The following is a 23,036-nucleotide window of genomic DNA, read 5'->3' on the forward strand; positions in this document are numbered from 1 at the left end:
GCCGTTGCGACACATGGCCGCAACGGCGCACCCGCTACAGGGTTTCCGCCAACACCCAAACGCTGACGCTGCCGCCGTTTACCGGGAAAGTCGCCTGTCCCTGTTCGTCGGTGGTGACCTCATCCTGACGGTTGCCGAGCAGGTCTCGCCAGCTTTTATGTGCCAGAGCATCGCCCAGCGAAACCGCTTTGCCGCTTTCAGCCCCGTTGGTGAGCACCACCACGCAGCCAGGGGCGTCGGCGGTGCCGCTGCGGGTGAAAGCCACGCAGTTTTTATCATCAAAATAATCGGTTTGCGCGCCGTTGGCAAAGCGTTGACGCGCCTGGATCAACTTTTCCAACTCCGGGATCACCGGCATATCAATTTGGTATTCCTGGCCGTCACTGCCTTTATCCTTATAGCTGGCACCGTACAGATCGGGATAGAACACGCAGGGTACGCCTTGTTCGCGCAGCAGGATCAGGGCATAGGCCAGCGGCTTGAACCAGGGTTCGACCGGAGCTTCCAGCGATTGCAGCGGCTGAGTGTCGTGGTTGGCGACCAGCGTGACCGAATGGGCCGGATCGGCGGCGGTCAGGGTGTCGGTGAAAATCTGCGCCATATCGAACCCGTCTCCCTGCTTCGATGCCTGATGAAACTTCAGGTGCAAGGCTACGTCGAACAGCATCACTTTGCCCTCGACCAGGTCAATATACTGTTGCAACGCCGCCAAATCGTGCGACCAGTATTCGGCGACGATAAACAGGTCGCGCTGCGCGCTGTCACGCACATGATCAGCCCACTCTTTAAAGAACCAGGCCGGGATGTGTTTGGCGGCGTCCAGCCGGAAACCGTCGCAGGGCAGGGTCTCCATCAGCCAGCGTGCCCAGTATTTCAACTCCTCTGTCACTGCGGGATTGCGAAACTCAACGTCGGCGCCCATCAGATAATCGTAGTTGCCTTTCTCGTCGCCGACCTGATCGTTCCAGCCGTCGTCGCCGTAATCATTGGCGATTTTGAATACGCCTTTCTCATCGGGCTGCTCAACGTAATCTACCCCGCCAAAGCATTTGTAATCCCAAATGAATTTGGAATAGGTACCCTGTCGGCCCGGAAAAGTGAAGCGGGTATAGGCCAGAGCGTCGAAACCCTGATCGTTGATGTCGTTGCGGTTGTTGGCATCCGCTTTGTATACGTGCACCTGCTCTTTTTCGTCGGCCCCGAGCTTATGGTTGAACACCACGTCGTAAATGACCCGGACCCCATTTTCGCGCAGCTGGGCGGCGGCGTGGGCCAACGCCTCTTTGTCGCCGTATTTGGTGGCGCGACTGCCTTTTTGATCGAACTCGCCCAAATCGAACAGATCATAGCTGTCGTAACCCACCGAATAGCCGCCGGATGCACCTTTATAGGCAGGGGGGAGCCACAGATCGGTGATGCCGATTCCGGCAATCTGCTCGGCGCGTTCTGCGGCCTCTTGCCATAACTTACCGCCATCGGGGTAATACCAGTGGAAAAACTGCAGCAACGTGGTTTTTTTTGTCATCAGCAAGCCGCCCTATTTGCCAAGAGGAGGTGCGAGATGAGCCGTCGCTCACCCCATCACCGTTACAGCATGGGCTACTTTTGGCAAAAGGGAAACCAGGTTTGGGCGGCAGCCTATGCCGCCCTTGGGAGTTAGCGTTGGCTGGCGTAATGCGGCGAGCGCGGCCCATACAGAATGGCGCCGTTTTGACCGGTAGCCGACAACAAGCGGGTGTTGGCGATGGCGCCCACATCGAATCCCTTGTCGCTGATGGTATCGGCAATTTGCGCGATGGCGGCGCTGATTACCATACCCAGCAGACCGCCGCTGGAGTTGTTGTTATTTTCGTTGCTGGAGGCGGTAGCGCTACCGGCCCAAAGTTGTTTGCCGTTACGCAAATCGACCAACCTGGCTTTCACGGTAACGCGCGTTTCGCTGTTAATAACGATATAGCTGGTGCCGTATTCCGTGACATCCAGATACAACACAGCGTCGGCACCGAAGATCTTATGCAGCTTTTGGATACTGACCGCACGGATATCGTTGGCGTTGGTCAGGCCGTTTTGCTGGAAAGTCTCTTCGACCACGGCGACCGGCAGCACATAGTAACCGGCTTCCGCCAACGGCAGCGTGGTGCTGGCAAGGACACTGTGGCTGGCTTTGACATCCGGTGACTGATTGACTGGCGGCAGTACCAGGATGGATTTCGGCTTGCTCTCGTGGAAGGCCGCGTAATCGTAAGGTGCTTGTTTGGCGCAGCCGCTCAACAGCAGGGTAACGGCGACGCTGAAGAAAGCTAATGCACGTTTCATTTAAAGCTCCCCTTGTCCTTGGCCATCAGGAAATTCATAAACGGTGCTGACTCCGGGAACAGTGTTTTTTCCGTATTGAACTCGGTCATTGCTTGCCCGATATTGCCGGTTTTGCTGTACAACAGCCCGAGTTGCGCATGCAGGCCAGGGGGAACGGCTTTATTTTTGGCGCGAGATTTTTCGACAATTTCTTTTAGCGTCAAAATCTGTTGTTCAGGGCTTTGACCATCCTGTTGGTAATATTGGTAAATCGAAGTTTGATAGCCATCCCAGTTGTAGAGCGTTTTTGGCGCGGCACAGCCGGCCAGCAGGGTCGCTGCGAACAGCGCCCCACCCATTTTTTTAGTTATCATATTGCTGCTTCTATTCCGTTAGTTAGCAGGGCGCCATGCGCCAGTTTCGATACCGGCAACCAGGTTATTGACCGCTTCGCGTACGGCCAGATCCAACACTTTGCCGTTGAGGGTGGAATCGTAGCTGGCGGTGCCGCCGAAGCCGATGATTTCACGGTTGGATAGTTGGTACTCGCCGGCACCCTGGGTGGAGTAAACCACTTCTGAGGTCTGTACGTTGACCACATTCAAATTGACCTTGGCATAGGCCACCTGCGTTTTACCGCGTCCCAGAATGCCCCACAGTTGGTGATCGCCCACTTCTTTACGGCCAAATTCGGTCACGTCACCGGTGATCACGTAGTTGGCGCCTTTCAGCGTCTGGGTTTGGCCTTTAATGCCGGCTTCGGTTTTCAACTCATCCATATTGGCGCGATCAAGCACGTTGAAGCGGCCGGTTTGCTGCAGATGGGTGATCAGGATGGTTTTTGACTGGTTGCCCAGGCGATCGACGCCATCGGAGAAGATGCCGTTCATATAGCTGGAGCGGTTATCGAACTTGCCGACGGAGATAGGGCTGCGCTGCCCCTGGTAGCTGGTGTTGTAGGACGCCACTTTAGGCACTTCCAGAGAGCGCGAGGATTCAGTAGCACAGCCTGCCAGCAGGCTGACGGAAAGGGCAGCCGAACAGATAACGAGTGATTTTTTCATCGGAATACAATCTCTCCATGATTATAAAAGCGCGCAAGACAGACCGTTTTGCGCCAGGAATTTAAACGGCAGGGGAAATAATAGGTGCTATTTAAACGGGGCAATCCTGCCATGGATATGTAACAAAATACAACTGAATATCGACATAATTGGCGCTATTGGGGATTAAATAACTCATTCAAATACAATGGATTGTGTAAGGATATCATTCGTATTTTATCTGGTTTGCTGAATTGTCCGGTTTTTGATGGGTTTATTATTTGTAAAATGTATATTTTATGGCTTTTTATTTTATAAATTTAATTCATTCAAGAATGTAATTCTGCGTGAGGCGACAGATTGCTGCAGGTGTTTCGTCAGGTTGAGATTTCACGCCGTTTAAAAATCCGTTATGGTAATGAATATTAGGTAACACTATCAACTAAGTGAAGTGTTTCAGCGCTGGTACCAACGGGGACATTGATTGTGAACATCAGAGATTTCAGGGCATTGTCGCGCAACCTGGTCAGAGAACTGGGCATGCTGAATAAACAGAGTAACGGCAGCCGTTTTTCACCATTACAGATCCATATTCTGATTGAGATCAGCACGCTACCCCTGGGCGTGACCGAACTGGCCACCCGGTTGTGTATCGATAAGGCCAGTGCCAGCCGGGCGGTGCGTAGCCTGGTTGCCGCAGGTATGATTGAAGCGGTGGATTATCCGCACGATAAACGCCACAACCTGAATCAACTGACCCGTTTGGGCCGTAAAACGCTGGCGGCGATAGACACCAATGCCGATGGTTTTATGCAGGATGCATTGGCGCAGTTGGACGATGATGAGTTGGCTGCCACTACCGCCGCGATGAAAAAGATGACCTCGGCATTACGTAACGCACGCAAGCAGCGTGACGCCGCTTTGCGGGTTCGTCCGATAACCCAGGATGATGATGTCGCGATGGCGGGGATTATTTGCAACGTATTCCGCGAGTACGGCATGGATAAAATGGAAGGCGTTAGTCTGCACGATCCCGATTTGGATCGCCTGACCGGCGTTTACCAGGATAACGGCGGAAAATATTGGGTGCTGGAACAGCAAGGCCAGGTAGTGGGGGGCGTAGGCATTGCCCCTTTGGCGGGCGGTGACGTCGGTTACTGCGAGCTGCAAAAACTGTTTTTCAAACCCAGCGTACGCGGGTTAGGCATGGCGCGTTACATGGTGGTGCAGGCGCTGAAAGCGGCGCGGGCAGCGGGGTACCGCTACTGTTATCTGGAAACCACCGAGCAGTTGAAAGAGGCGCTGGGATTGTATTATGCGCTGGGTTTTACGCTACTGACGGAAAGACGCGGCAATACCGGCCACCACGGCTGCAATATCTACCTGCTCAAGAACATGCAAAGCGACTGAGCGCCATCCATAAAACAAAAGGCGGCCAGGGCCGCCTCTTTGCGCAATGACTGATTCAGCCATTAATTGTAGATGATCGCAGTACCGTGCAGCTTGTTGTCGCCGGTAGTTGAGATGATCTGGAATGATTTTGCGCCAGCTTCATCCGCTTTGGCCGCCAGTTTGTTTTCCAGGCTGGTCAGGTCGGATGCACCGCTGACGGTGACTACGCCGACTTTTTGCAGGTCTGCCGGTTGAGCATTAACCAGATCGGCGGCGAAGCTGCCGAAAGAAGCGGTGGCGAGTGCGATGGCTGCGATGGTGATTTTCATGTTTTTCATGGTCTTATTCCTATCTTTATAGTCTGTACAAGGTTTTGTCTGTTGGGTCGCTAAATTAATTAACGATCGATAATTTAATGTTAGACGCCTGTTCGACGCTTTGCAACTATTTTTTTAGTGTTCGTTAATTAATTTCTTTCTGACGGGTTTTTGCTGGGAGGCCAAAAGCCGTAGCCGCTCCAGCATCATTTAATCAAATTATTGTTATTTATAAATTAATGCGGTGCCGTGCAGTTGGTTGTTGCCGCCTGCGCCAACGATCTGGAACGATTTTGCCCCGGCTGCGTCAGCCTTGGCCGCCAAACCGGCTTCCAGAGAGGTGAGGTCTGAAGCGCCGCTGACGGTGATCACCCCGGCTTTCTGCTGATCTGCCGGTTGGCTGTTAACCAGGTCGGCGGCGAAGCTGCCGAATGAAACAGAGGCCAGCGCAAGGGCTGCGAGCGTCATTTTTAAGTTTTTCATGATGTTATTTCCTGTTTTATCAACGTAAATGGGTATATTTGAATAGGTTGCCGCTAATTACTTAACGATCGATAACTAAATGTTAATCTCTTCTCGACGAGAGCGCAATATTTTTTTATAATGACCGTTAATTTAATTGGCAAGCCCTGCTGCAGAGCGGGATAAGAGAGGGGCTATGAGCATCAATGAAGAAGTCTGCGCCAAAAAAACGCGTGGCAGACCGAAGCAGTTTGATCGCGACCGTGCGCTGGAAAGCGCACTCGATCTGTTCTGGCAGCATGGTTACGAATCCACCTCGATGGCCGATCTGGTCGAGGTGACCGGTGCCAAAGCGCCTACGCTGTATGCGGAGTTCGGCAACAAAGAAGGGCTATTCCGCGCAGCAGTAGAGCGCTACCTGGTAAAATACACCACCTGCATCGATCAACTGTTGGAGCAGGATTTGCCGGTGGCGGACATCGTCGAGGATTATGTTCGTTCTTTGGCGCAGCTGTTCACCGATCCGGAAAAACCGTCCGGCTGCCTGATGGTTTGTGCCTCCGCGGCGTTATCATCTTCTTCTAATGATGTGGGCGAGATGCTGCGCAAAAAACATCATATGCAAGAGGCCAGCCTCAAGACTTGCTTCGACCGCAAGGTAGAACAGGGCGAACTGTTGGTGAAAACCGATACTGCGCTGCTGGCCAAATTTATCATTTGCACCATTGAGGGCATGTCGACTCAGGCACGTGAAGGCGCCAGCCGTGAAGACTTGTTGCGTTTGGTTGATGCGTTGATGCTGGTCTGGCCGCGCCTGAGTCAGGTGGGCAATAAGGTCTAAGAAGGGCACACGACAGGGATGAAGGCCGCACCGCTGCGGCCTTGGTCGGTAATTATTGGTTAACCGGGATCACCGCGCCCTGGTATTTCTCGCGGATGAAATCCTGAATCGCCTTGGAGTGCAGCACCTTCACCAGCGCCACGATTTCCGGTTTGTTCACGTCAGCCTTGTGCACGGTGATGATGTTGGCATAAGGGTTGTTTTCGCCGCTTTCCACCGCAATCGGGTCTTTGGTCGGGTTCAGCCCGGCGTCGATGGCGTAGTTGGCGTTAATCACCACCGCATCGCCTTCGTCGTTGTTGTACATTTGCGGCAGCAGTGCACCTTCCACATTGGCCTGGAACTTCAGGTGTTTCGGGTTTTCCACCACGTCAGAAATGCGTGCATCCACCTTGCTCACGCCCGGCTTCAGTTTAATCACGCCCTCTTTTTCAAAGATCGACAAAATGCGGCCTTCTTCCGCCACCGCGTCACGCATGATGATTTTGCCGTTGTCCGGTAAATCCTTCAGGCTTTTGTACTTCTTGGAGTAAATGCCGATAGGTTCGATATGGATGGCACCGGCGCTGACAAAGTCGTAGCTCTTGTCGTCGGCGTGATCCTTGAGCACCGAATTCAGGTAAGGCACGTGTTGGAAATAGTTGGCGTCAATATCGTGACTGGCCAGCGCGGTGTTTGGCAGGATGTAGTCCTGGAAGGGTTTGATCACCAAATCAATACCTTCTTTAGCCAGAATCGGCTTGGCCTGCTCAAGTATCTCAGCGTGCGGCACGTTGGAAGCGCCGACCACCAGCTTGGTTTCCGCCGAGGCACCCAAAGAGGCCAACGCGGTCAGTGAGGCGAAAGCCAGCATCATAATCTGTTTTTTCATCATCATTATTCCCTGGTTATTTATCGTTTATCGAGCGTGGTTGTAAGGGTGTCGCCAATGAACTGGATAACGAAAACGATCAATAAAATCGTCAGCGTCGCGGCCAGCGTTACGTCACCGTGGTTGCGTTGAAAACCTTCCAGATAGGCCAGATTGCCCAGCCCGCCTGCGCCAATCACCCCGGCCATCGCGGTGTAGCTCACCAGCGCGATCAGGGTGACGGTAATGCCTGAAACCAGTGCCGGTGAAGATTCCGGCAGCAGCACGCGGAAGATAATGGTGCTGGTTTTGGCGCCCATGGAACGCGCCGCCTCAATCACTCCTTTGTCGACTTCGCGCAGGCCAATCTCGACCAGGCGGGCGTAGAACGGTGCCGCGCCGACGATTAGCGCCGGCAATGCCGCATCGGCGCCCAGAATGGTGCCGATCAACGTCTTGGTGAACGGGATCAACAACACGATCAGAATGATGAAAGGAATGGAGCGGAACACGTTGACCAGCACTGAAATCAGCGAATAGACGGTGCGGTTTTGCAGCAGCTGACCGCGGGAGGTCAGGAACAGCAACACCCCGAGGACGATACCGAGTACCAGCGTCGCCAAACCGGCGATCCCGGTCATATACAGGGTTTCCCAGGTGGCGTTCAGCAACTGCTCAATGCGCAGGTGAGGGAACAGTGACTCAAGCATGTTTAATAACCTCAACGGCGATCTGTTGCTCTTTCAGCAGCGTCAGCATGCTGTCGATTTGCAGGTCGTTGCCTTCGACGTGGATATACAGCTCGCCAAAGGTGCCATTCAGGGTTTGGCTGATTTTGCCGTGCAGGATGTTAACGCTCACCTTGTAACGCAGGATCACCTCGGAAATCACCGCCTGATGGGTCTGCACGCCGACAAACGTCAATTTGAATATCGCACCCGACAGATGCTGGCTCAGCAGCGGATTGAAGCTTTCCTCGGTCTCCTGATACTGCGAAACCTGTTTGACGAACTGTTGAGTGATCGGCTGCTGCGGCCGGGTGAACACGTCGATTACCGGCCCCTCCTCGACGATGCGGCCGTTTTCCATCACGGCCACCCGGTGGCAAATTTTGCGTACGACGTGCATTTCATGGGTGATCAGTACAATGGTCAGGTTCAGCTTGCGGTTGATGTCCAGCAGCAAATCGAGAATCGAGTCTGTGGTTTGGGGATCGAGCGCCGAAGTGGCTTCATCGCACAGCAAAACCCCCGGATTATTGGCCAGCGCGCGGGCGATGCCGACGCGCTGTTTTTGTCCGCCGCTCAACTGCGACGGATAAGCATCTTCGCGGCCCTGCAGCCCAACCAGCGCGACCAGCTCCGCCACCCGCGGTTTAATCTGCGCTTTGGGCACGCCGGCGATTTGCATGGAAAAAGCAATGTTCTGGCTGACGGTGCGTGACCACAGCAGGTTGAAGTGTTGGAACACCATGCTGATTTTCAACCGTGCCTGGCGTAAGGCGTTGCCTTCGGCTCCGGCGATATCGAAACCTTCAACCTGAATGCTGCCGCTGCTGGGCGTTTCCAGCCCGTTGAGCAAGCGGATCAGCGTGCTTTTACCTGCGCCGCTGTAGCCGATGATGCCGTAGATTTGTCCGGCTTCGACCGTCAGGTTGACGTCATCCACGGCGACAACGCGGCCCTGTGCGCTGTCAAAAGTTTTGCAAACGTTCGAAAGAACGATCATAGAGAAGTGAATCCTTATTAATACATCACAGCGTTCCGCCCGGAGCGCCGGATAAAGGGTCGGCTTCTTGGGATAAGGGCAGACGGAACCTCTGTTGCCGGGTGAATACGGGCCAATCCTACCGGGGGTTTATAGTGACAGGAAGAATGTAAATTCTATTAGTTATTCTGATTTGGTATATCAAATGATGAGCGGAAGTGATGGTGAAACGACGGCCGGAGCCAACCCCGGCCGATGGGTTTGAATTAACGTTTGGCGAGTTTCATGTGCAGCAGCGGGAAAGGGTTGCCCTGACCGTCGAGCGCCGAACGCCCGGTGATTTCAAACCCGTAGTGGCGGTAAAATCCGCTGGCCTGCGGGTTCTGTTCATTGACGTCCAGTTGCAGTTCATCGTGCAAGGTTTCTGCATGCTCCAGCAGTGCCTTGCCGACTCCCTTGCCGCGCTGATCCTGGTCGATAAACAGCATTTCCACTTTGTTGCCGCTCAGTCCGATAAAGCCGCAGGGGCGGTCGGTATTGTCCACGGCAACCCATACGTTGACCGCGGGCAGGTAATCGTTCAGCACCAGCGGATACAGCTTGGCGATGTCTTCTTCGGTAAGAAAATGGTGGGTGGCGCGTACCGAACGCTGCCAAATTTCCACCAGTTGCGCATTGTCTTCTGCCGCGCGAGCTCGGATTGTGAACATGGTAACTCCCGTATTTGGACTCACTTATTTTAAACCCGGCCCCACAGCCTGGCTACGGTCAGGGCGATAAAGGCTTCCAGCTTGGCGGATTGCCGTCGTTCGGGCAGATAGACCAGGTGCATCGGTCGCGGCAGGGGGGAATACTCCGGCAGTACCCGAACCAATCGGCCTGTGGCGATGTCTTCGTCCAGTAGCATACCGGCATGCAGCGCGATGCCAAAACCCGCCAGCGCCGCCCGGCGTACCCCTTCGCCGGAGTCCATTTTCAACCGCGGCCTGACCGGTACGCTGATTTCCCCTAGCGGCCCCAACAGCCGCCAGAAGTGGTTGCCCTCCCACTGGCTGAAACCAAAGCAGCTGTGTGCGCTGAGCTGCTCCGGCCGTGCCGGTTCACCGTGCTGTGCCAGATAATCCGGCGAGGCAGCCAGCGTCATGCGGTAATCGGGCAGGGCGCGCGCCACCAGGCCGTCGTCCGCCACCGGCCCGATGCGAAACGCGGCTTCGTAGCCTTCTTCAATCAAATCCACCTTGCGATCCGACAGCACCACTTCCGCTTCCACCTCCGGGTGCCGTTGCAGGAACTCGGTGAGGATCGGCGTCAAAACGCGGTTGCCGAAGGTGACCGGCGCACTGATACGCAACAATCCGCTGGGCGAACTTAGCAACGCTCTCGCGCTGGCTTCGGCCGCATCGGCATCGGCCAACAGCCGGCGGCAGCGTTCGTAAAACACCCGGCCCGCCTCCGTCAGCCCCTGGCGGCGAGTGGTGCGATTAAGCAGTGGCGCATTGAGCCGTTGTTCCAGATAGCGGATGTGCTTACCCACCATGGTCGGCGAGATCGCCATCTCTTCGGCGGCGGCGACGAAGCTGCCTTTTTCCACCACCCGCACAAATACCGCCATGCTGGTTAATCGATCCATTATAAACCTCTGGTGTTTTCTGAATGCTTTTTTGGCCACTGTTGCCGAGTATAACGCTTTGCGATAATGATTCTATCGACCGTCAGTGTGTTATTGGCGGAAATTTTCCGGAGTGGCGACATGCAGGCATTAGCGTTTGAACAATTTGGCGGGCCGGACGTGCTCGAATACCTGGAGCTGCCGACGCCGGCGCTGCCTGCGGGGGCGGTACAGGTGCGGATGGGGGCCGTCGGGCTGAATTTTGCCGATATCTATCGCCGCAAAGGCAATTACGTACTGCACGGCAATCCCCCGCATATTGGCGGTTACGAAGGGGTCGGGACCATCATCGCCTTGGGTGAGGGCGTTCAGGGCTGGCAGCTCGGAGAGCGGATTGGCTTCGCCGACGTGCCTTTCTGTCATGCTACCCGCATCAATGTGCCGGTGGAGCACGCGCTGCGTCTGCCGCAGGCATTGAGCGACGTTGAAGCCGCCTCCATTTTGCTGCAGGGGCTGACGGCGCAGTACCTGATCAATGACAGCGTTCAGGTCAAGGCGGGCGATCGCGCCCTGGTACATGCCGCCGCCGGCGGTGTCGGACAGATCCTTACCCGGATGCTGGTGGCGCGTGGCGCGCAGGTTTACGCCGTTGTCTCTTCGGCGCATAAACAGCAGATTGCGTTAAACAACGGCGCGACGGCGGCCTTCACTTATCAGCAGGATTGGGTCACGCAAATTGCCGCCCTGACCGACGGCGGCGTTGAGTACGGCTTTGACTCCGTGGGCATCACCCTACAGCAAAGCATCGACGCGCTGCGCCCCGGCGGTCGGGTGGTCACCTTCGGCATGGCCGGGGGCGAGGCACCGGCGATCTCTGCTTATCAGCTGATGATGGATTCCAAAGGCGTAGTGGGGGGCGATCTCTGGACTTACCTCAATAGCGCAGAGGCACGAAGTACACGGGCCGAGCGTTTGTTCCGCAGTTGGCAGAATGGGGAGTTTGCTATCCCGCACATCGAAACCTTCCCGCTCAGAGAGGGGGCGGCGGCGCACCGTCGCCTGGAAGATCGCAGCTTTGCCGGCAAAATTGTGCTGCTCAACGACAGCGACCCGCGGAGTTAAAAGCGGTATTTCGCTTCATGTTACACTGGCCGCCAGAAGCTAAACGGGGCCAGTCAGGATGGAAGTGTTACGCGCAGCGATAGAAAAACAGGTCATCAGCCTGACCGGGCTGGCGCTCGGCGGCATTGATTTTGAAAATCCGCCGGGGGATCCGGGCCTGTTCGGCCCGCAGTCGGTTATCTGGCAGGTGCACAACGATTTTACCTCGATGCTGTGTGGGGGCGTCAGCGCCTTGCTGATGCAGATGCTGCACCCGCTGGCGTTGGCGGGAGTGTGGGATCATTCCAACTTTCGCGAAGATATGATCGGTCGCCTGCGCCGTACCAGCCAGTTTGTTTCCGTCACCACCTTTGGCCCCACCGCCGAAGCCGAACGCCTGATTGCCAAAGTCAAAGCTATTCACTTACGGGTCAACGGCGTCAGCAGCGATGGTAGGCCTTACGCCGCCAGCGATCCTGAGTTGCTTACCTGGGTGCACGTGGTGGAAAGCAGCCGCTTTTTGGCCAGCCATATACGCTACCGCAACCCGTCTCTTCCCCGCGAAAAGCAGGACGAATATTACCGTGAGGCCGCACGCGTAGCCGCAGCCCTGGGGGCGCAAGAAATCCCGACCTCCTGCACGGCGGTGGAGGATTATCTGCAACGGATGCGCCCGCAATTGGTGTGCGATGAGCGCACGCGGGAAGTCGCGCGTATTCTGCTGGCCGCGCCGGCCCCCAGCGCATTGGCCCGGCCTTTTGGCGCTTTGGTGATGCAGGCGGGCATCGACCTGTTGCCTGACTGGGCGCAACAGCAGTTTGATTTTCATCCCGGAACCTTGCGCCGTCGTCTGGTACGCACCGGTGCAGGGGGCGTCGGTAAAGTGCTGCGCGCCTCAATGCGTAATGGTTCATACCAGCGCGCGCTGCGCCGAATTAACCGACAGGCCTGAATCGGCGCAGACTATAATTCTTACCAATAACCCGATGTTTCGGGGCACTTTTGAGACTTTTACGGGTGATCCGAGCGGTAATGCGCTTTACACTGGATAAAAGCCAATTTCCATTTTAGCGTGCAGCATGGTTCATTCTGTCGCGCTTTGACCTTATTGAGGTGATATGAACGAGTCATACGTACTTGCTGAAGTCAGTAATGAGAACCAGACGCTGGTCGCAGTGGTTCAGCAAGATCACCGAGCTGCTTATTTTTATATTTACCCTTCAGAAGAAAATAGCGAACGTTTTCAGGTGCGCGCTTGCTGGCTGCGTAACCTGGCCGCTGCGCCGCAGCAGGAAGACAGTGCCGCACTGGCGCTGGGGCAGCCACCGATGCTGGCGGCCGAGTTTTGCCGCAATCTGGAAGGGGAAGCGCCGCTGAACCCGGAAGGGCTGACGGTGGTTTGGACCGAGAGCGACGACGGCGCGGCACTGTGGTATTACGGCCAATTGCTGGCGGTGATCCCCGGCTGGAGTTTGTACATCGACCATTCGGTATGTTATTCCGCCAGCTGCATCAAAGAGAGCCCGTTGGCTTATCCGCTCGGCTCCGCCTCTACCAATACCCAGTACGCGCTGGCGGAAAGTACCCGTCAGTTCTGGCGCCGCTGGCAGCGGGAGGAGGGCAATCCCTGGCCCAAGATGCAGAGCGATTATCAGGCGCATTACGAGCAGCATTTTGGCCCCTCAGTGAAATACTACGCCATCGATCAGGGCAAGTGGCCGCCGATGGCGATCACTCAGCATGAACGCGACGGCATCTACTATTTTCTTACCCTGGGCGTCAGCATCCGGCCGATGCCGTGGGTAGAGATCCTGTTTAACGATGACGCCTCCCGCTATCGCCGCATGGAAATGGGCATCGCCATCGACGGTCAATACATGACCGAGGAAAATGCGATACAGATGGCCAGCGCGTTGGCCGGTTTCGCCCACGTGCCTTGGTCAAAAATCACCTGGTTTGGCGAAGGGCATACCCTGGAGTCCGAAGTGGCACCTCAGGGCTATGAGGGCTACGTGCTGTCTTCATCCTTTTATCCGTATCACGAGCATCTGAGCCTGCCGAAACAGTATGGCGATCCGGTCAATATCTTTTGGGCCAGCCCGGTATTTGAAGCCGAGCGCCTGCTGGCGCATGCGACGCCGAATGGGGGGCATGAGTTGGTTAACAAACTGCGTGAGCAGGGCGTTGACCATATCTTCCGCCCGCGTCAGCCGGTATGCTGAGACGGAATTTCTTCTCTGGAGCCAATCATGAAGTCAGCGCTGTTGGTTATTGATGTGCAGAAAGGGTTGTTTACACCACCGCCGGCGGATGCCGAAGCGACGATTGCTCGTATTAACACCCTGAGCGCCGCTGCCCGTCAGGCCGGCGTGCCGGTGATTTTCATTCAGCATCAAACGCCGGATGATGAGTTGGCGCACGGGAGCGACGCCTGGCAAATTGATCCTGGTTTGCAGGTAAAGGCCGGCGATCATCGGGTAGAGAAAACCACGCCGGACTCATTCCTGCGTACCGGATTAGGGCCGTTGTTGATTGCGAATGGTATCTCGCATCTGGTGGTCTGCGGCTATTCTACCGAGTTTTGCGTGGACACCACCACTCGCCGCGCCGCCGCGCTGGGTTACCCGGTGACGCTGGCGGCCGATGCGCATACCAGCCACGACAAGGCGCACGCCTCCGGCTTGCAGATCCGCGCTCATCACAACGCCACACTGTCGAATATCGAAAGCTTTGGTGTTCTGATCGACGCACTGCCAACGGCAGAAATTCGTTTCTGACGGCCAGGTAAAAAAAGCCCGGAGCGATCCGGGCCCATCAGGATTACTTCAATCCGGCTCTGCGTGCCGCCACTTTGGCTAACGCCGACCAATCCAAATCTGCGTCGCCTTGCGCTACCGCGTCGAGGAAGTTGTCCTTCAGCACGCTGGCGAACGGCATTGGCGTGTGGCTGTTGGCGCCGGCCTCCAGCGCCAGGCCGACGTCTTTCATTCCCAGGCTTAATTTAAAACCCGCCGGTTCAAACTTTTCTTCGGCGATCAAGCCTCCATAACCCTTGTAAGCCGGGGAGGCAAACAGGGTACTGCTGAGCATGTGCAGATAATCCGCGCCGGAAACGCCGTAGTTGCGCACCAGAGCACTGCCTTCCGCCATCGCCTCAATGGCGCTGGCCAGCGTGAAGTTGGCGGCGATTTTAACGATGTTGGCCTGTTCGGGCTGGTCGCCAAAATGCCAGGTCTGCTGGCCGAGCACCTCAAACAGCGGCTGCACTTTGGCGAGCAACAGCGGATCGCCCGCCGCCAGAATATTCAGCTTGCCGGCAGCGGCTACGTCCACCCGCCCCAACACCGGTGCGGCGATATAACCGACGTTGCGCTCCGCGTGCAGCAACGCCAGCCGTTTGGCCAACGCCACCGAGACCGTCGCCATATTGACGTGAATGGCTCCCGCCCGCAGCTGTTGCAGCAGCCCGCTTTCCACCACTACCTGCTCGGTGGCGGCATCGTTGGCCAGCATGGTGATCAGCACGTCCACCTCTGCCAGTTCTTCCGGCTGCCGTGCCTGCAAGGCCCCGGCGCTCACCAAAGGCTGCGCTGCCTGGGGCGAACGGTTCCATACCTTTAGCTCATAGCCAGCCTGCAACAGGTTGGCGGCCATCGCGCTGCCCATACCGCCCAGGCCGGCAAATCCGATTTTCATATCGCGTTCCTTTTTTCAGGTTATCTCCCTTCACCCTAACGCGACGCCCGGAGAACGCAAATAGCGGAATGTAACGCTTTCTTAACCGACCCGCGCACCTCCGTTAATCGAGGTAACAGTTCCGGTGATGAAGGATGCCTCTTTCGAAGCCAGCCAAAGCGCGGCGCTGGCGATATCCTCTACCCGGCCGGTGCGCCCCATCGGCGTTTCGGCCGCGATAGCGTCAATGCGATCCTGCGGCAAACCGGCACCGAAAAAGCGTGTATCGGCGATAAAACCCGGCGCAATGGCGTTAACTGTGATGCCTGCTTCGCCCAGTTCGCGCGCCAGGCTGAGGGTAAAACCTTGCACGCCGGCCTTGGCGGCAGAGTAGCCCAGAGCACCGGCGCTGCCGCTGCCGCATTGGGCGGCAATCGAACTCAGGTTGATGATCCGGCCGCCCGGTTTACGCAGGTGAGGCAACATCGCCAACGTAAACAGAAAGGTACTTTTCAGGTTGCCGTCGATCACCGCGTCCCATTCCTGCTCTGCCTGCGCCAGGGGCGTATCGGCGGCAATCACCCGGGTAAAACCGGCGTTGTTGATCAGCACATCCAAAGTGCCCAGATCGGCGGCCAACTGAGCGGCCACTTCTTCCACCGCCCCACGTTGGCTCAGGTCCGCCGCATAATAGCAGGTGCCGTGGCCAATTTGCTGTGCCGCCTGTTGCAGGCGTTGGGGGTTACGCGCCACGATGGCGATACGGTAATCCTGTTGTACCAGTTGCTGGGCGATGGCCAGCCCAATACCGCTGGAGCCGCCGGTAATCACCGCTGTACGTTGCGTCATAGCTGATTCTCCTGTGCCCGTGGTCCACGCCGGAATGGCGCAGCACTTGAGGGTTCGGAAAGTATTGGCTTTCGCTAGCGATACATCCAATACTCTATTTATGTATCCAAAATACGAAAAAGGTATCACGTGATTGAGCTACGCCAGCTGCGGCAATTTGTCGCCGTCGCCGAAGAGATGAGCTTTCACCGCGCCGCCGAGCGTTTGCACATGGCGCAGCCGCCGTTGACGGCCGCCATCAGAAAGATTGAGCAGGAGCTGGGTGTCCCCTTGCTGGAACGCGGCAACCGGATCACGCGCATCACCGAGGCAGGACAGGTGTTTCTGATCGAGGCGCGGCGGACCTTGGCGCAGTTTGAGCGTACCCTTGGCAATACCCGACGTGCGGCGCGTGGCCTGACGGAATCGCTGCGGCTGACCTTTGTCGATAGCACTGTGAATGCCCTGCTGCCGGGGATACTGCGTCGGTTTCGTCAGGCGCATCCCCTGGCGGAGTTCCATTTGCAGGAGGCCACCACCGCCGAACAGCTGATCGCGCTGCGCGACGATCGTGCCGATATCGGCATGGTGGTGCTGCCGGTGGCACCGCAGGATGACCTGCAGATTCTGCCTTTTTTATACGACCGCATGGTACTGGCGCTACCGGATCACCACCCTTTGGCGACGCAACAGCAGGTGACGTTGAGCGATTTGGCCGATCAACCCTGGATACTGTTTCCGGCGCATTATGGGCCGGGGATGCACGCGGCGATTTTGCAGGCCTGTGCGGTGGCGGGGTTCAGCCCGCTTATCGTCCAGGAGGCGCGGCAGATGCAAACCATCGGTGGGCTGGTGGCCGGTGGCGTGGGGATTGCGCTGATGCCAGCCCTGTTTGCGGTCCTGAAATCACCCGGCGTGGTGTTTCGTGAACTGAGTGGCGCAGGTAGCCCGGTGCCTTATACCTTGGCGCTGGCCTTACGCACCCCCTCAGCGCTGACCGAGGCATTTTGCCGTATCGCTGGCGAACAGGCTGCGGCCTGGCAACGCGCGGTGATTGACAACCGGCGCGTTGGGGGGATACCTTAAAAGCATGAATATGCCGATGCACTCCACTCACAGCCAGTCTTGGTGGCGCCTCCTCTGAAGGCGGCACGGGTATTCACACCTCTTTTCAATGCCGCCGGTTCTGGCGGCATTTTTATTGCGTTGATCCGGTGGTGTATTTACTTTCAGGAGCAATGCAATGAGTTACACCATTTTGACCGGCGATCGCGCCACCGGATCCCTGCATTTAGGCCACTACGTCGGATCCTTGCGTCAGCGCGTTGAGCTGCAGCAACAGCATCAGCAAACGGTGCTGGTCGCGGACCTGCAGGGGCTGACCGATAACGGCAACAATCCGCAAAAAATCAGCGCCAACGTGCTGAATCTGGTCGCCGACTACCTGGCGGTCGGCATCGATCCGCAGAAAACCACGATTTGCCTGCAATCCGCGCTGCCGGCACTGGCCGAACTGACCATGTATTACCTCAATCTGGTCAGCGTGGCGCGGTTGGAGCGTAACCCAACGGTGAAAAGCGAAATTATCGAAAAGGACTTTTCCCGCAGCCTGCCGGCCGGTTTTCTGGTTTACCCGGTCAGTCAGGCGGCGGATATCACCGCATTTGGCGCGACCCACGTGCCGGTCGGCGAAGATCAACTGCCGATGCTGGAACAGACCAACGAGATCGTGCGGCGATTCAATCGCATCGTCGACAGGCCGGTGCTAACGGAATGCCAGCCGCTGCTGAGCAATGTCAGCCGGCTGCCGGGTCTGGACGGGCAGGGCAAGATGTCGAAATCGCGCGGCAACACCATTACTCTGGGCGCCGATGCCGAGCAGGTACACAAGGCGGTGATGAGCATGTTTACCGATCCTGGTCACCTGAACGTTCAAGATCCCGGTCGCGTGGAGGGCAATATGGTGTTCACCTATCTGGATGCTTTCTGTGAGGATGCCGATCTGGTTGCCGATCTGAAGGCGCATTATCGTCGTGGCGGGTTGGGGGACATGAAAATCAAACGCCTGTTGGAAGATTGCCTGCAAAGCCTGCTGGAGCCGATCCGTACCCGTCGGGCAGAGTATCTGGCCGACAAGGGCGAGCTGTTGCGCATTCTGCAGCACGGCACCCAACGAGCCGATCAGGTTAGCAGGCAGACGTTGGCGCAGGTGAAGGCCGCGCTGGGGCTGGATTTCTTTAGCCTGAGTTGAAAGTCCGCCCCCTCCAGAGGGAGAGGGCGGCGGGGTGAAATCCTCAGGCGGCGCTGTCAACGATCGGGTGTTTAACCACGAAGATATACGACAGCGCACCTATCAGGGTGAAGCAGGAACAGAGGATGAGCGCCAGGTTGAAAGAGTGGGTGGTATCGAGGATCCAGCCGGTGACTACCGGCGCGAACGAGGCGAAGATAAAGCTGGCGAAGTTTTGAATGCTGCCGACGGAGGCCGTCATGCGCGAGGTTACCGCCACGTGGATCAGGCCCCAGCAGGAGGTGCCGGCAAAGTGGATACAAAACAGCGCCATGCCGATCAACAACACCGCGCTGTAGGTAGTGGTAGCCTGGGCAACCACCGCGGTAAAGGAAGCCGACAGCAGCATGCCGGCCACAATGCAAATTTTGCGGCTTTTCAGCGGTGCCATGCCGCGCCGAACCAAAAAGTCGGTGACGAAACCGTTCGACAACATCCCGGCGGCGCCAAACAGGAAGGGGATGGCACTCATTAGCCCGGTGCTTTTCAGGCCCAGATGGTAAGTGGTTTGCAGGTAACCCGGCAGCCAGGCCAGATACAGCCAGGCGGTGTAGTTGATGCCGCTAAAGCCGATCATCATGCCCCACATGGTACGGTTCCTGAATAGCCCACGCCACTCGCGAAAGTTCATCGGTTCAGGCCGCGCGCTGACGCTGCCGGCGTTCAGATAGGCCTGTTCCTGAGCACTCAGGCTGACGTCCTGCCGGTTGCGGTACAGCATGTACCAGCCGATCGACAAGGCAATCCCCAATACACCGATGGTGATGAACATACCGCGCCAGCCGAAGGCCAACATCATGGCCGTGAGGATCGGCGGGCTGATCGCCAGCCCGATGGTCGAAGCGGCATTGAAAATGCCCATGGGCATGCCGCGATCCTTGATGTTGAACCAGTCATTGATCACCTTGACGCCGCACGGATTCATTGGCGCTTCGCCGATCCCCAGCCCGATACGTACCCAGATAAACTGGGTGAAGTTATGGATCATGCCGGACAGCGTCTGAAACACCGACCAGACAAACATCCCAATCCCCAGCATCAGACGCGGGCCCTTTCGATCCAATAGCGGCCCGCAGGGGAGCTGAGCGATACCGTAGGCCAAGGAGAAAGCCGACAGCAGCAAGCCGATTTCGGTGCCGCTCAGGCCCATTTCTTCCCGAATGGTGGAGTTCGCCACTGAGAGCGAGCTGCGATCGAGAAAATTGATTATTGCCGCCATAAATAGCAAGAACATGGCCGTAGTTTGGATTTTTTTAATTTTTGCCGAGCGGACTAACATGCCCTCCGGCGGCATAGGAATTATGTGATCGGAATAGGGATCCGTTTGTGGTTTACCGCTATCGACGGTTTGGGTTCTTTCCATCTTTATTTGCCTCCAGAATTTCGCATTAATAATATTTATTATTCCGGGTATTCCCCTGGGAAGTGCATTAGCAGGTGGTCGGCAGTAAGCCTAGTGGGCGAAATGGGGTTGGCGGTGTGTTTTGTCGCGGTTCCGTGCAGCAGCCAATATTTTGCTGCTTTTTATCGGTTTTAAATGCTGTAGGGGTGTTTTTTATCAATAAAGAACACCACCCCCGGTCAGGCGATGCTCTGATTGAGAGAGCGGATCATGGACTGCTTGGCGGTGTCCAGATGGCGGTGCAGGCCGTTGATGGCCTCCTGATCGTTACGGCAGATCAACGCGCTGAGAATAGTCATGTGTTCTTCAATGGCGACGATATTGCGTTGTTTAAGGTCGGTTTCATCCCACTGGTAGTGGAAATGGAAAATCACGGAAATGATCTCCAGCGACTGGTTGAAGAACGGGTTGTTGGCGGCGGAGAGGATCAGCCCGTGGAAATCGCGATCCAACTGGGAAAACAGGCGATAGTTGTCGCTGATGTTTTCCCGCAGTTGGCGGTGACGGCTCAGCAGCTCTTTGGCCTGCAGCCAGCGCTCGTCGTGCATCGGCAGATTGATAAAGTGGGAAAGGGCGTGCGTTTCCAGCATCTGGCGCAACTCAAACAGCTGTTCGGCGTAGCGTTGATCAAATTTCTTCATGCTCCACTGACCGCGCCGGACGCTGTCGATCAGGTTGTAACGGCTGAAGTGCAGCAGAAACTCCCGCACCACCACCGGGCTCACGTTGACCGCACGCGATAGCTGCAGTTCGCTGAAGGTATCGCCGGCGCGCAGCTGCTTTTGGTTGATCATTTGGTAGAACGCCTTTTCAAACTTTTTCCCCTGTTCATCAAGAGAAAGGCTCTGGCAATCGAAGCCATCTGTCGGCTGCGCCTGGCGTAAAATAACGTAGTCATCGCCGACTTTTTCCAGCACGCCACATTGGGATAAGTGCATCAGCGTATGGCGCACGGTGGTGCGGCTGATGTTGTACATTTCAGCCAGGGCGGCCTGAGACGGCAGCGGCGAGCGCAGGTGACCGTTATTGATGCTGTCGATCATCTGGTTTACCACGTTTTGCCGCAGGTTTTGGGTTCTGCTCATGCTGTGCCTCAGGTGTTTTTTAATGCATTTAAAACCAATTTAAATCGGTTTATTTAGCGATATCTCACAGATTTGTCTGAACATATCGGCAGAGCTCCGGTTTTTATTTAATAACGTCCTCATCATGAGTGGAGGAAAAACGATGACAACAATGAAAACCTTAGTGTGTGAGCAGCCGACAAAATTAGTTTATCAACGACGCCCGGTGCCTTTCCCTGCAGCGCAGGAAGTGGTGATCAAAATAATTACCGTCGGCATTTGCGGCACGGATATTCATGCCTGGTCCGGTCATCAGCCTTTCTTCAGTTATCCACGCGTATTGGGCCATGAAATATGCGGTGAAATTGTCAGCGTCGGCAATAACACCACCGGCTGGCAGGTGGGGCAGCGGGTGGCGGTCATGCCGTATATTTCTTGCCACCGCTGTGGCGCCTGCCAAAGCGGCAAAACCAATTGCTGCGAGAATATTTCGGTGATTGGCGTTCATCAGGATGGCGGTTTTTGCGAATACCTCAGCGTGCCGATCGGCAACCTGCTGGCGGTGGACGATTTGGCCCCTGAAGCGGCGGCGCTGATTGAGCCCTTTGCCATCAGCGCTCATGCGGTGCGTCGTGCCGGGATTGCGGCGGACGATCAACTGCTGGTGGTCGGTGCCGGGCCTATCGGGCTGGGCGTGGCGGCGATTGCCAAAGCCGATGGCGCACAGGTGGTGGTGGCGGATACCAGCGCCGAGCGTCGGCGACACGTCGAGCAGGTGTTGCAGCTACCGACGCTTGATCCGCGGGATGAACGCTTTGATGCAGCGCTGCGCGGCCAGTTCAACGGCAAATTGGCCGCCAAGGTGATTGATGCCACCGGCAACCCGCAGGCGATGAACCACGCCGTCGATCTGATTCGTCACGGCGGCAGCATCGTGTTTGTCGGCTTGTTTAAGGGCGACCTGCAGTTCTCCGATCCGGAGTTCCATAAAAAGGAAACCACCCTGATGGGCAGCCGCAACGCGACCGGCGAAGACTTTGCCAAGGTGGGACGGCTGATGGCAGCAGGGAAAATCACCGCACAGATGATGCTTTCGCACCATTTTGATTTCGATACCCTGGCGGAGCATTACGAAGCACAGGTGATCAACAACAGGCAGTTAATTAAGGGTGTCATTCACTTTCAATAAGCCCCCAGCGGGAAATGATGGCACGCGTCATTTCCCGGCCATAAAAGCATCATCCCGTTGTCATAAACTTATCCGTTAATAGGTGCCCATAATGATTAGTCACTGAAACCAGAGAAATCATATGGCTCAGGCACTGTTAAAACTGGCACCAACCGATTTTCCAGGGCAGCAACCGGTTCAACTACGAAAAGTGTTATCGGTTAAAGGTTTGGGAAAAGCGTATAAATCTCAGCATCGCGTGCTGGATGACATCAACTTCGACCTGCACGTCGGTGAATTCGTGGCGGTGATCGGGCGTTCCGGCGCCGGCAAATCCACCTTGCTGCATACCCTGAACGGCACCATTCCTTCGAGCTGTGGCGAGATGCTGCACTTTGAGGATGACGGCGTAGCTCAGGATATCGCGCAGCTTTCCCCTCGTCAGATGCGGCAATGGCGTGCCCGCTGCGGCATGATCTTCCAGGACTTCTGCCTGGTGCCACGGCTGGACGTGATGACCAACGTGCTGTTGGGGCGACTGAGCCACACCTCGACCCTGAAATCCTTCTTCAAACTGTTTGACGATACCGACCGCGCCCGTGCTATCGAGCTGTTGCAATGGCTCAATATGCTGCCGCATGCCCTGCAGCGCGCCGAAAACCTGTCGGGCGGTCAGATGCAGCGAGTGGCGATCTGCCGCGCGCTGATGCAAAACCCCAAAATCCTGCTGGCCGATGAGCCGGTGGCGTCGCTCGATCCGAAAAATACCCGTCGCATTATGGATGCGCTGCAAAAAGTCAGCGAAAACGACATCGCAGTGATGGTGAACCTGCACTCGGTCGAGTTGGTAAAAGAGTATTGCACCCGGGTGATCGGCATTGCACAGGGCAAGATCGTGTTTGACGGACACCCTTCGCAATTGAACGAACGGATACTGCACCAGCTGTACGGCGAGGAAGCCAATCAGATCCATTAACCACCAGAACCTTTAT

25 protein-coding genes are annotated in these 23,036 nt (G+C 56.3%); 10 read left to right on the top strand and 15 right to left on the bottom strand.

Annotation, left to right across the window (positions count from 1 at the left end):
- Positions 1-34: 34 nt before the first annotated feature.
- From amyA to LQ945_RS20330, 4 genes are all read right to left on the bottom strand, one after another.
- The gene (gene amyA, locus LQ945_RS20315) at positions 35-1,525 is read right to left on the bottom strand and encodes an alpha-amylase (RefSeq protein ID WP_270101578.1); all 1,491 of its coding nucleotides are present in this window, start codon (positions 1,523-1,525) and stop codon (positions 35-37) included.
- A 131-nt stretch (positions 1,526-1,656) separates the two neighbouring features.
- The gene (locus LQ945_RS20320) at positions 1,657-2,316 is read right to left on the bottom strand and encodes a DUF799 domain-containing protein (RefSeq protein ID WP_182821280.1); all 660 of its coding nucleotides are present in this window, start codon (positions 2,314-2,316) and stop codon (positions 1,657-1,659) included.
- Positions 2,313-2,669, bottom strand: a complete 357-nt coding sequence (locus LQ945_RS20325) for a DUF4810 domain-containing protein (protein ID WP_270101579.1) — start codon at positions 2,667-2,669, stop codon at positions 2,313-2,315. The genes LQ945_RS20320 and LQ945_RS20325 overlap by 4 nt, the downstream gene beginning before the upstream one ends.
- 18 nt (positions 2,670-2,687) lie before the next feature.
- Entirely contained in the window at positions 2,688-3,359 is a 672-nt protein-coding gene (locus tag LQ945_RS20330; protein WP_182821277.1) for a CsgG/HfaB family protein, read from the bottom strand.
- Positions 3,360-3,824: 465 nt separating this feature from the next.
- On the opposite strand from LQ945_RS20330, the gene LQ945_RS20335 reads away from it, so the two are divergent.
- Positions 3,825-4,748 (top strand): bifunctional helix-turn-helix transcriptional regulator/GNAT family N-acetyltransferase, encoded by a 924-nt coding sequence (locus tag LQ945_RS20335; protein WP_270101580.1) that lies wholly within the window; start codon positions 3,825-3,827, stop codon positions 4,746-4,748.
- A gap of 62 nt (positions 4,749-4,810) precedes the next feature.
- Here LQ945_RS20335 and bhsA (LQ945_RS20340) read toward each other — a convergent pair whose 3' ends face one another.
- Together bhsA (LQ945_RS20340) and bhsA (LQ945_RS20345) are read right to left on the bottom strand one after the other, a co-directional pair.
- Complete coding sequence (bhsA, locus tag LQ945_RS20340; protein WP_270101581.1) at positions 4,811-5,068, bottom strand: multiple stress resistance protein BhsA; 258 nt, start codon at positions 5,066-5,068, stop codon at positions 4,811-4,813.
- A 204-nt stretch (positions 5,069-5,272) separates the two neighbouring features.
- The gene (gene bhsA, locus LQ945_RS20345) at positions 5,273-5,530 is read right to left on the bottom strand and encodes a multiple stress resistance protein BhsA (protein ID WP_197820312.1); all 258 of its coding nucleotides are present in this window, start codon (positions 5,528-5,530) and stop codon (positions 5,273-5,275) included.
- Between the two features lie 175 nt (positions 5,531-5,705).
- Between bhsA (LQ945_RS20345) and LQ945_RS20350 the strand changes: the two genes are divergently transcribed.
- Complete coding sequence (locus LQ945_RS20350; protein WP_182821269.1) at positions 5,706-6,350, top strand: TetR/AcrR family transcriptional regulator; 645 nt, start codon at positions 5,706-5,708, stop codon at positions 6,348-6,350.
- A 52-nt stretch (positions 6,351-6,402) separates the two neighbouring features.
- On the opposite strand, the gene LQ945_RS20355 is transcribed toward LQ945_RS20350, so the two are convergent.
- The 5 genes from LQ945_RS20355 to LQ945_RS20375 form a co-directional block, all read right to left on the bottom strand.
- Positions 6,403-7,224, bottom strand: coding sequence for a MetQ/NlpA family ABC transporter substrate-binding protein (locus tag LQ945_RS20355; protein ID WP_020825812.1), 822 nt, complete (start codon positions 7,222-7,224; stop codon positions 6,403-6,405).
- A gap of 17 nt (positions 7,225-7,241) precedes the next feature.
- A complete protein-coding gene (locus LQ945_RS20360; RefSeq protein WP_270101582.1) occupies positions 7,242-7,910 on the bottom strand; it encodes a methionine ABC transporter permease in 669 nt (222 codons plus the stop codon).
- Positions 7,903-8,928, bottom strand: coding sequence for a methionine ABC transporter ATP-binding protein (locus tag LQ945_RS20365; RefSeq protein WP_044549088.1), 1,026 nt, complete (start codon positions 8,926-8,928; stop codon positions 7,903-7,905). Before LQ945_RS20365 ends, LQ945_RS20360 begins: the two co-directional genes overlap by 8 nt.
- Before the next feature lie 245 nt (positions 8,929-9,173).
- The gene (locus LQ945_RS20370) at positions 9,174-9,617 is read right to left on the bottom strand and encodes an acetyltransferase (RefSeq protein ID WP_044549090.1); all 444 of its coding nucleotides are present in this window, start codon (positions 9,615-9,617) and stop codon (positions 9,174-9,176) included.
- A 29-nt stretch (positions 9,618-9,646) separates the two neighbouring features.
- Positions 9,647-10,537, bottom strand: a complete 891-nt coding sequence (locus LQ945_RS20375; RefSeq protein WP_270101583.1) for a LysR family transcriptional regulator — start codon at positions 10,535-10,537, stop codon at positions 9,647-9,649.
- Positions 10,538-10,657: 120 nt separating this feature from the next.
- Here LQ945_RS20375 and LQ945_RS20380 point away from each other — a divergent pair, with 120 nt between their 5' ends.
- The 4 genes from LQ945_RS20380 to LQ945_RS20395 all read left to right on the top strand — a co-directional run bounded on the left by LQ945_RS20380 (position 10,658) and on the right by LQ945_RS20395 (position 14,394).
- A complete protein-coding gene (locus LQ945_RS20380) occupies positions 10,658-11,638 on the top strand; it encodes a quinone oxidoreductase family protein (protein WP_270101584.1) in 981 nt (326 codons plus the stop codon).
- Positions 11,639-11,696: 58 nt separating this feature from the next.
- On the top strand, positions 11,697-12,569 hold the full coding sequence (locus LQ945_RS20385) for an oxygenase MpaB family protein (RefSeq protein ID WP_182821260.1): 873 nt from the start codon (positions 11,697-11,699) through the stop codon (positions 12,567-12,569).
- 166 nt (positions 12,570-12,735) lie between these two features.
- Positions 12,736-13,839, top strand: coding sequence for a suppressor of fused domain protein (locus LQ945_RS20390; protein WP_270101585.1), 1,104 nt, complete (start codon positions 12,736-12,738; stop codon positions 13,837-13,839).
- A 27-nt stretch (positions 13,840-13,866) separates the two neighbouring features.
- Positions 13,867-14,394, top strand: a complete 528-nt coding sequence (locus LQ945_RS20395; RefSeq protein ID WP_044549097.1) for a cysteine hydrolase family protein — start codon at positions 13,867-13,869, stop codon at positions 14,392-14,394.
- Between the two features lie 43 nt (positions 14,395-14,437).
- Here the strand turns inward: LQ945_RS20395 and LQ945_RS20400 are convergent, their stop codons facing one another.
- A complete protein-coding gene (locus LQ945_RS20400) occupies positions 14,438-15,313 on the bottom strand; it encodes an NAD(P)-dependent oxidoreductase (RefSeq protein ID WP_262241890.1) in 876 nt (291 codons plus the stop codon).
- 81 nt (positions 15,314-15,394) lie between these two features.
- Positions 15,395-16,141, bottom strand: coding sequence for an SDR family NAD(P)-dependent oxidoreductase (locus tag LQ945_RS20405; RefSeq protein ID WP_270101586.1), 747 nt, complete (start codon positions 16,139-16,141; stop codon positions 15,395-15,397).
- A gap of 129 nt (positions 16,142-16,270) precedes the next feature.
- Here LQ945_RS20405 and LQ945_RS20410 point away from each other — a divergent pair, with 129 nt between their 5' ends.
- On the top strand, positions 16,271-17,206 hold the full coding sequence (locus LQ945_RS20410; RefSeq protein WP_270101587.1) for a LysR family transcriptional regulator: 936 nt from the start codon (positions 16,271-16,273) through the stop codon (positions 17,204-17,206).
- A 157-nt stretch (positions 17,207-17,363) separates the two neighbouring features.
- On the top strand, positions 17,364-18,371 hold the full coding sequence (gene trpS / locus LQ945_RS20415; RefSeq protein WP_270101588.1) for a tryptophan--tRNA ligase: 1,008 nt from the start codon (positions 17,364-17,366) through the stop codon (positions 18,369-18,371).
- 43 nt (positions 18,372-18,414) lie between these two features.
- Here trpS and LQ945_RS20420 read toward each other — a convergent pair whose 3' ends face one another.
- Positions 18,415-19,773 carry an MFS transporter gene (locus LQ945_RS20420; RefSeq protein WP_270101589.1) on the bottom strand — a complete coding sequence of 453 codons (1,359 nt, stop codon included), beginning with the start codon at positions 19,771-19,773 and terminating at the stop codon, positions 18,415-18,417.
- Between the two features lie 218 nt (positions 19,774-19,991).
- Positions 19,992-20,897 (bottom strand): GntR family transcriptional regulator, encoded by a 906-nt coding sequence (locus tag LQ945_RS20425; RefSeq protein WP_044549103.1) that lies wholly within the window; start codon positions 20,895-20,897, stop codon positions 19,992-19,994.
- Positions 20,898-21,039: 142 nt separating this feature from the next.
- On the opposite strand from LQ945_RS20425, the gene LQ945_RS20430 reads away from it, so the two are divergent.
- Entirely contained in the window at positions 21,040-22,065 is a 1,026-nt protein-coding gene (locus tag LQ945_RS20430; protein ID WP_270101590.1) for a zinc-binding alcohol dehydrogenase family protein, read from the top strand.
- 121 nt (positions 22,066-22,186) lie between these two features.
- Positions 22,187-23,020: a phosphonate ABC transporter ATP-binding protein gene (gene phnC, locus LQ945_RS20435; protein ID WP_182821245.1), complete on the top strand. Its 834-nt coding sequence runs from the start codon at positions 22,187-22,189 to the stop codon at positions 23,018-23,020.
- Positions 23,021-23,036: the final 16 nt, after the last annotated feature.

This window comes from Serratia liquefaciens, assembly GCF_027594825.1.
Classification (GTDB): Bacteria; Pseudomonadota; Gammaproteobacteria; order Enterobacterales; family Enterobacteriaceae; genus Serratia; species Serratia liquefaciens_A.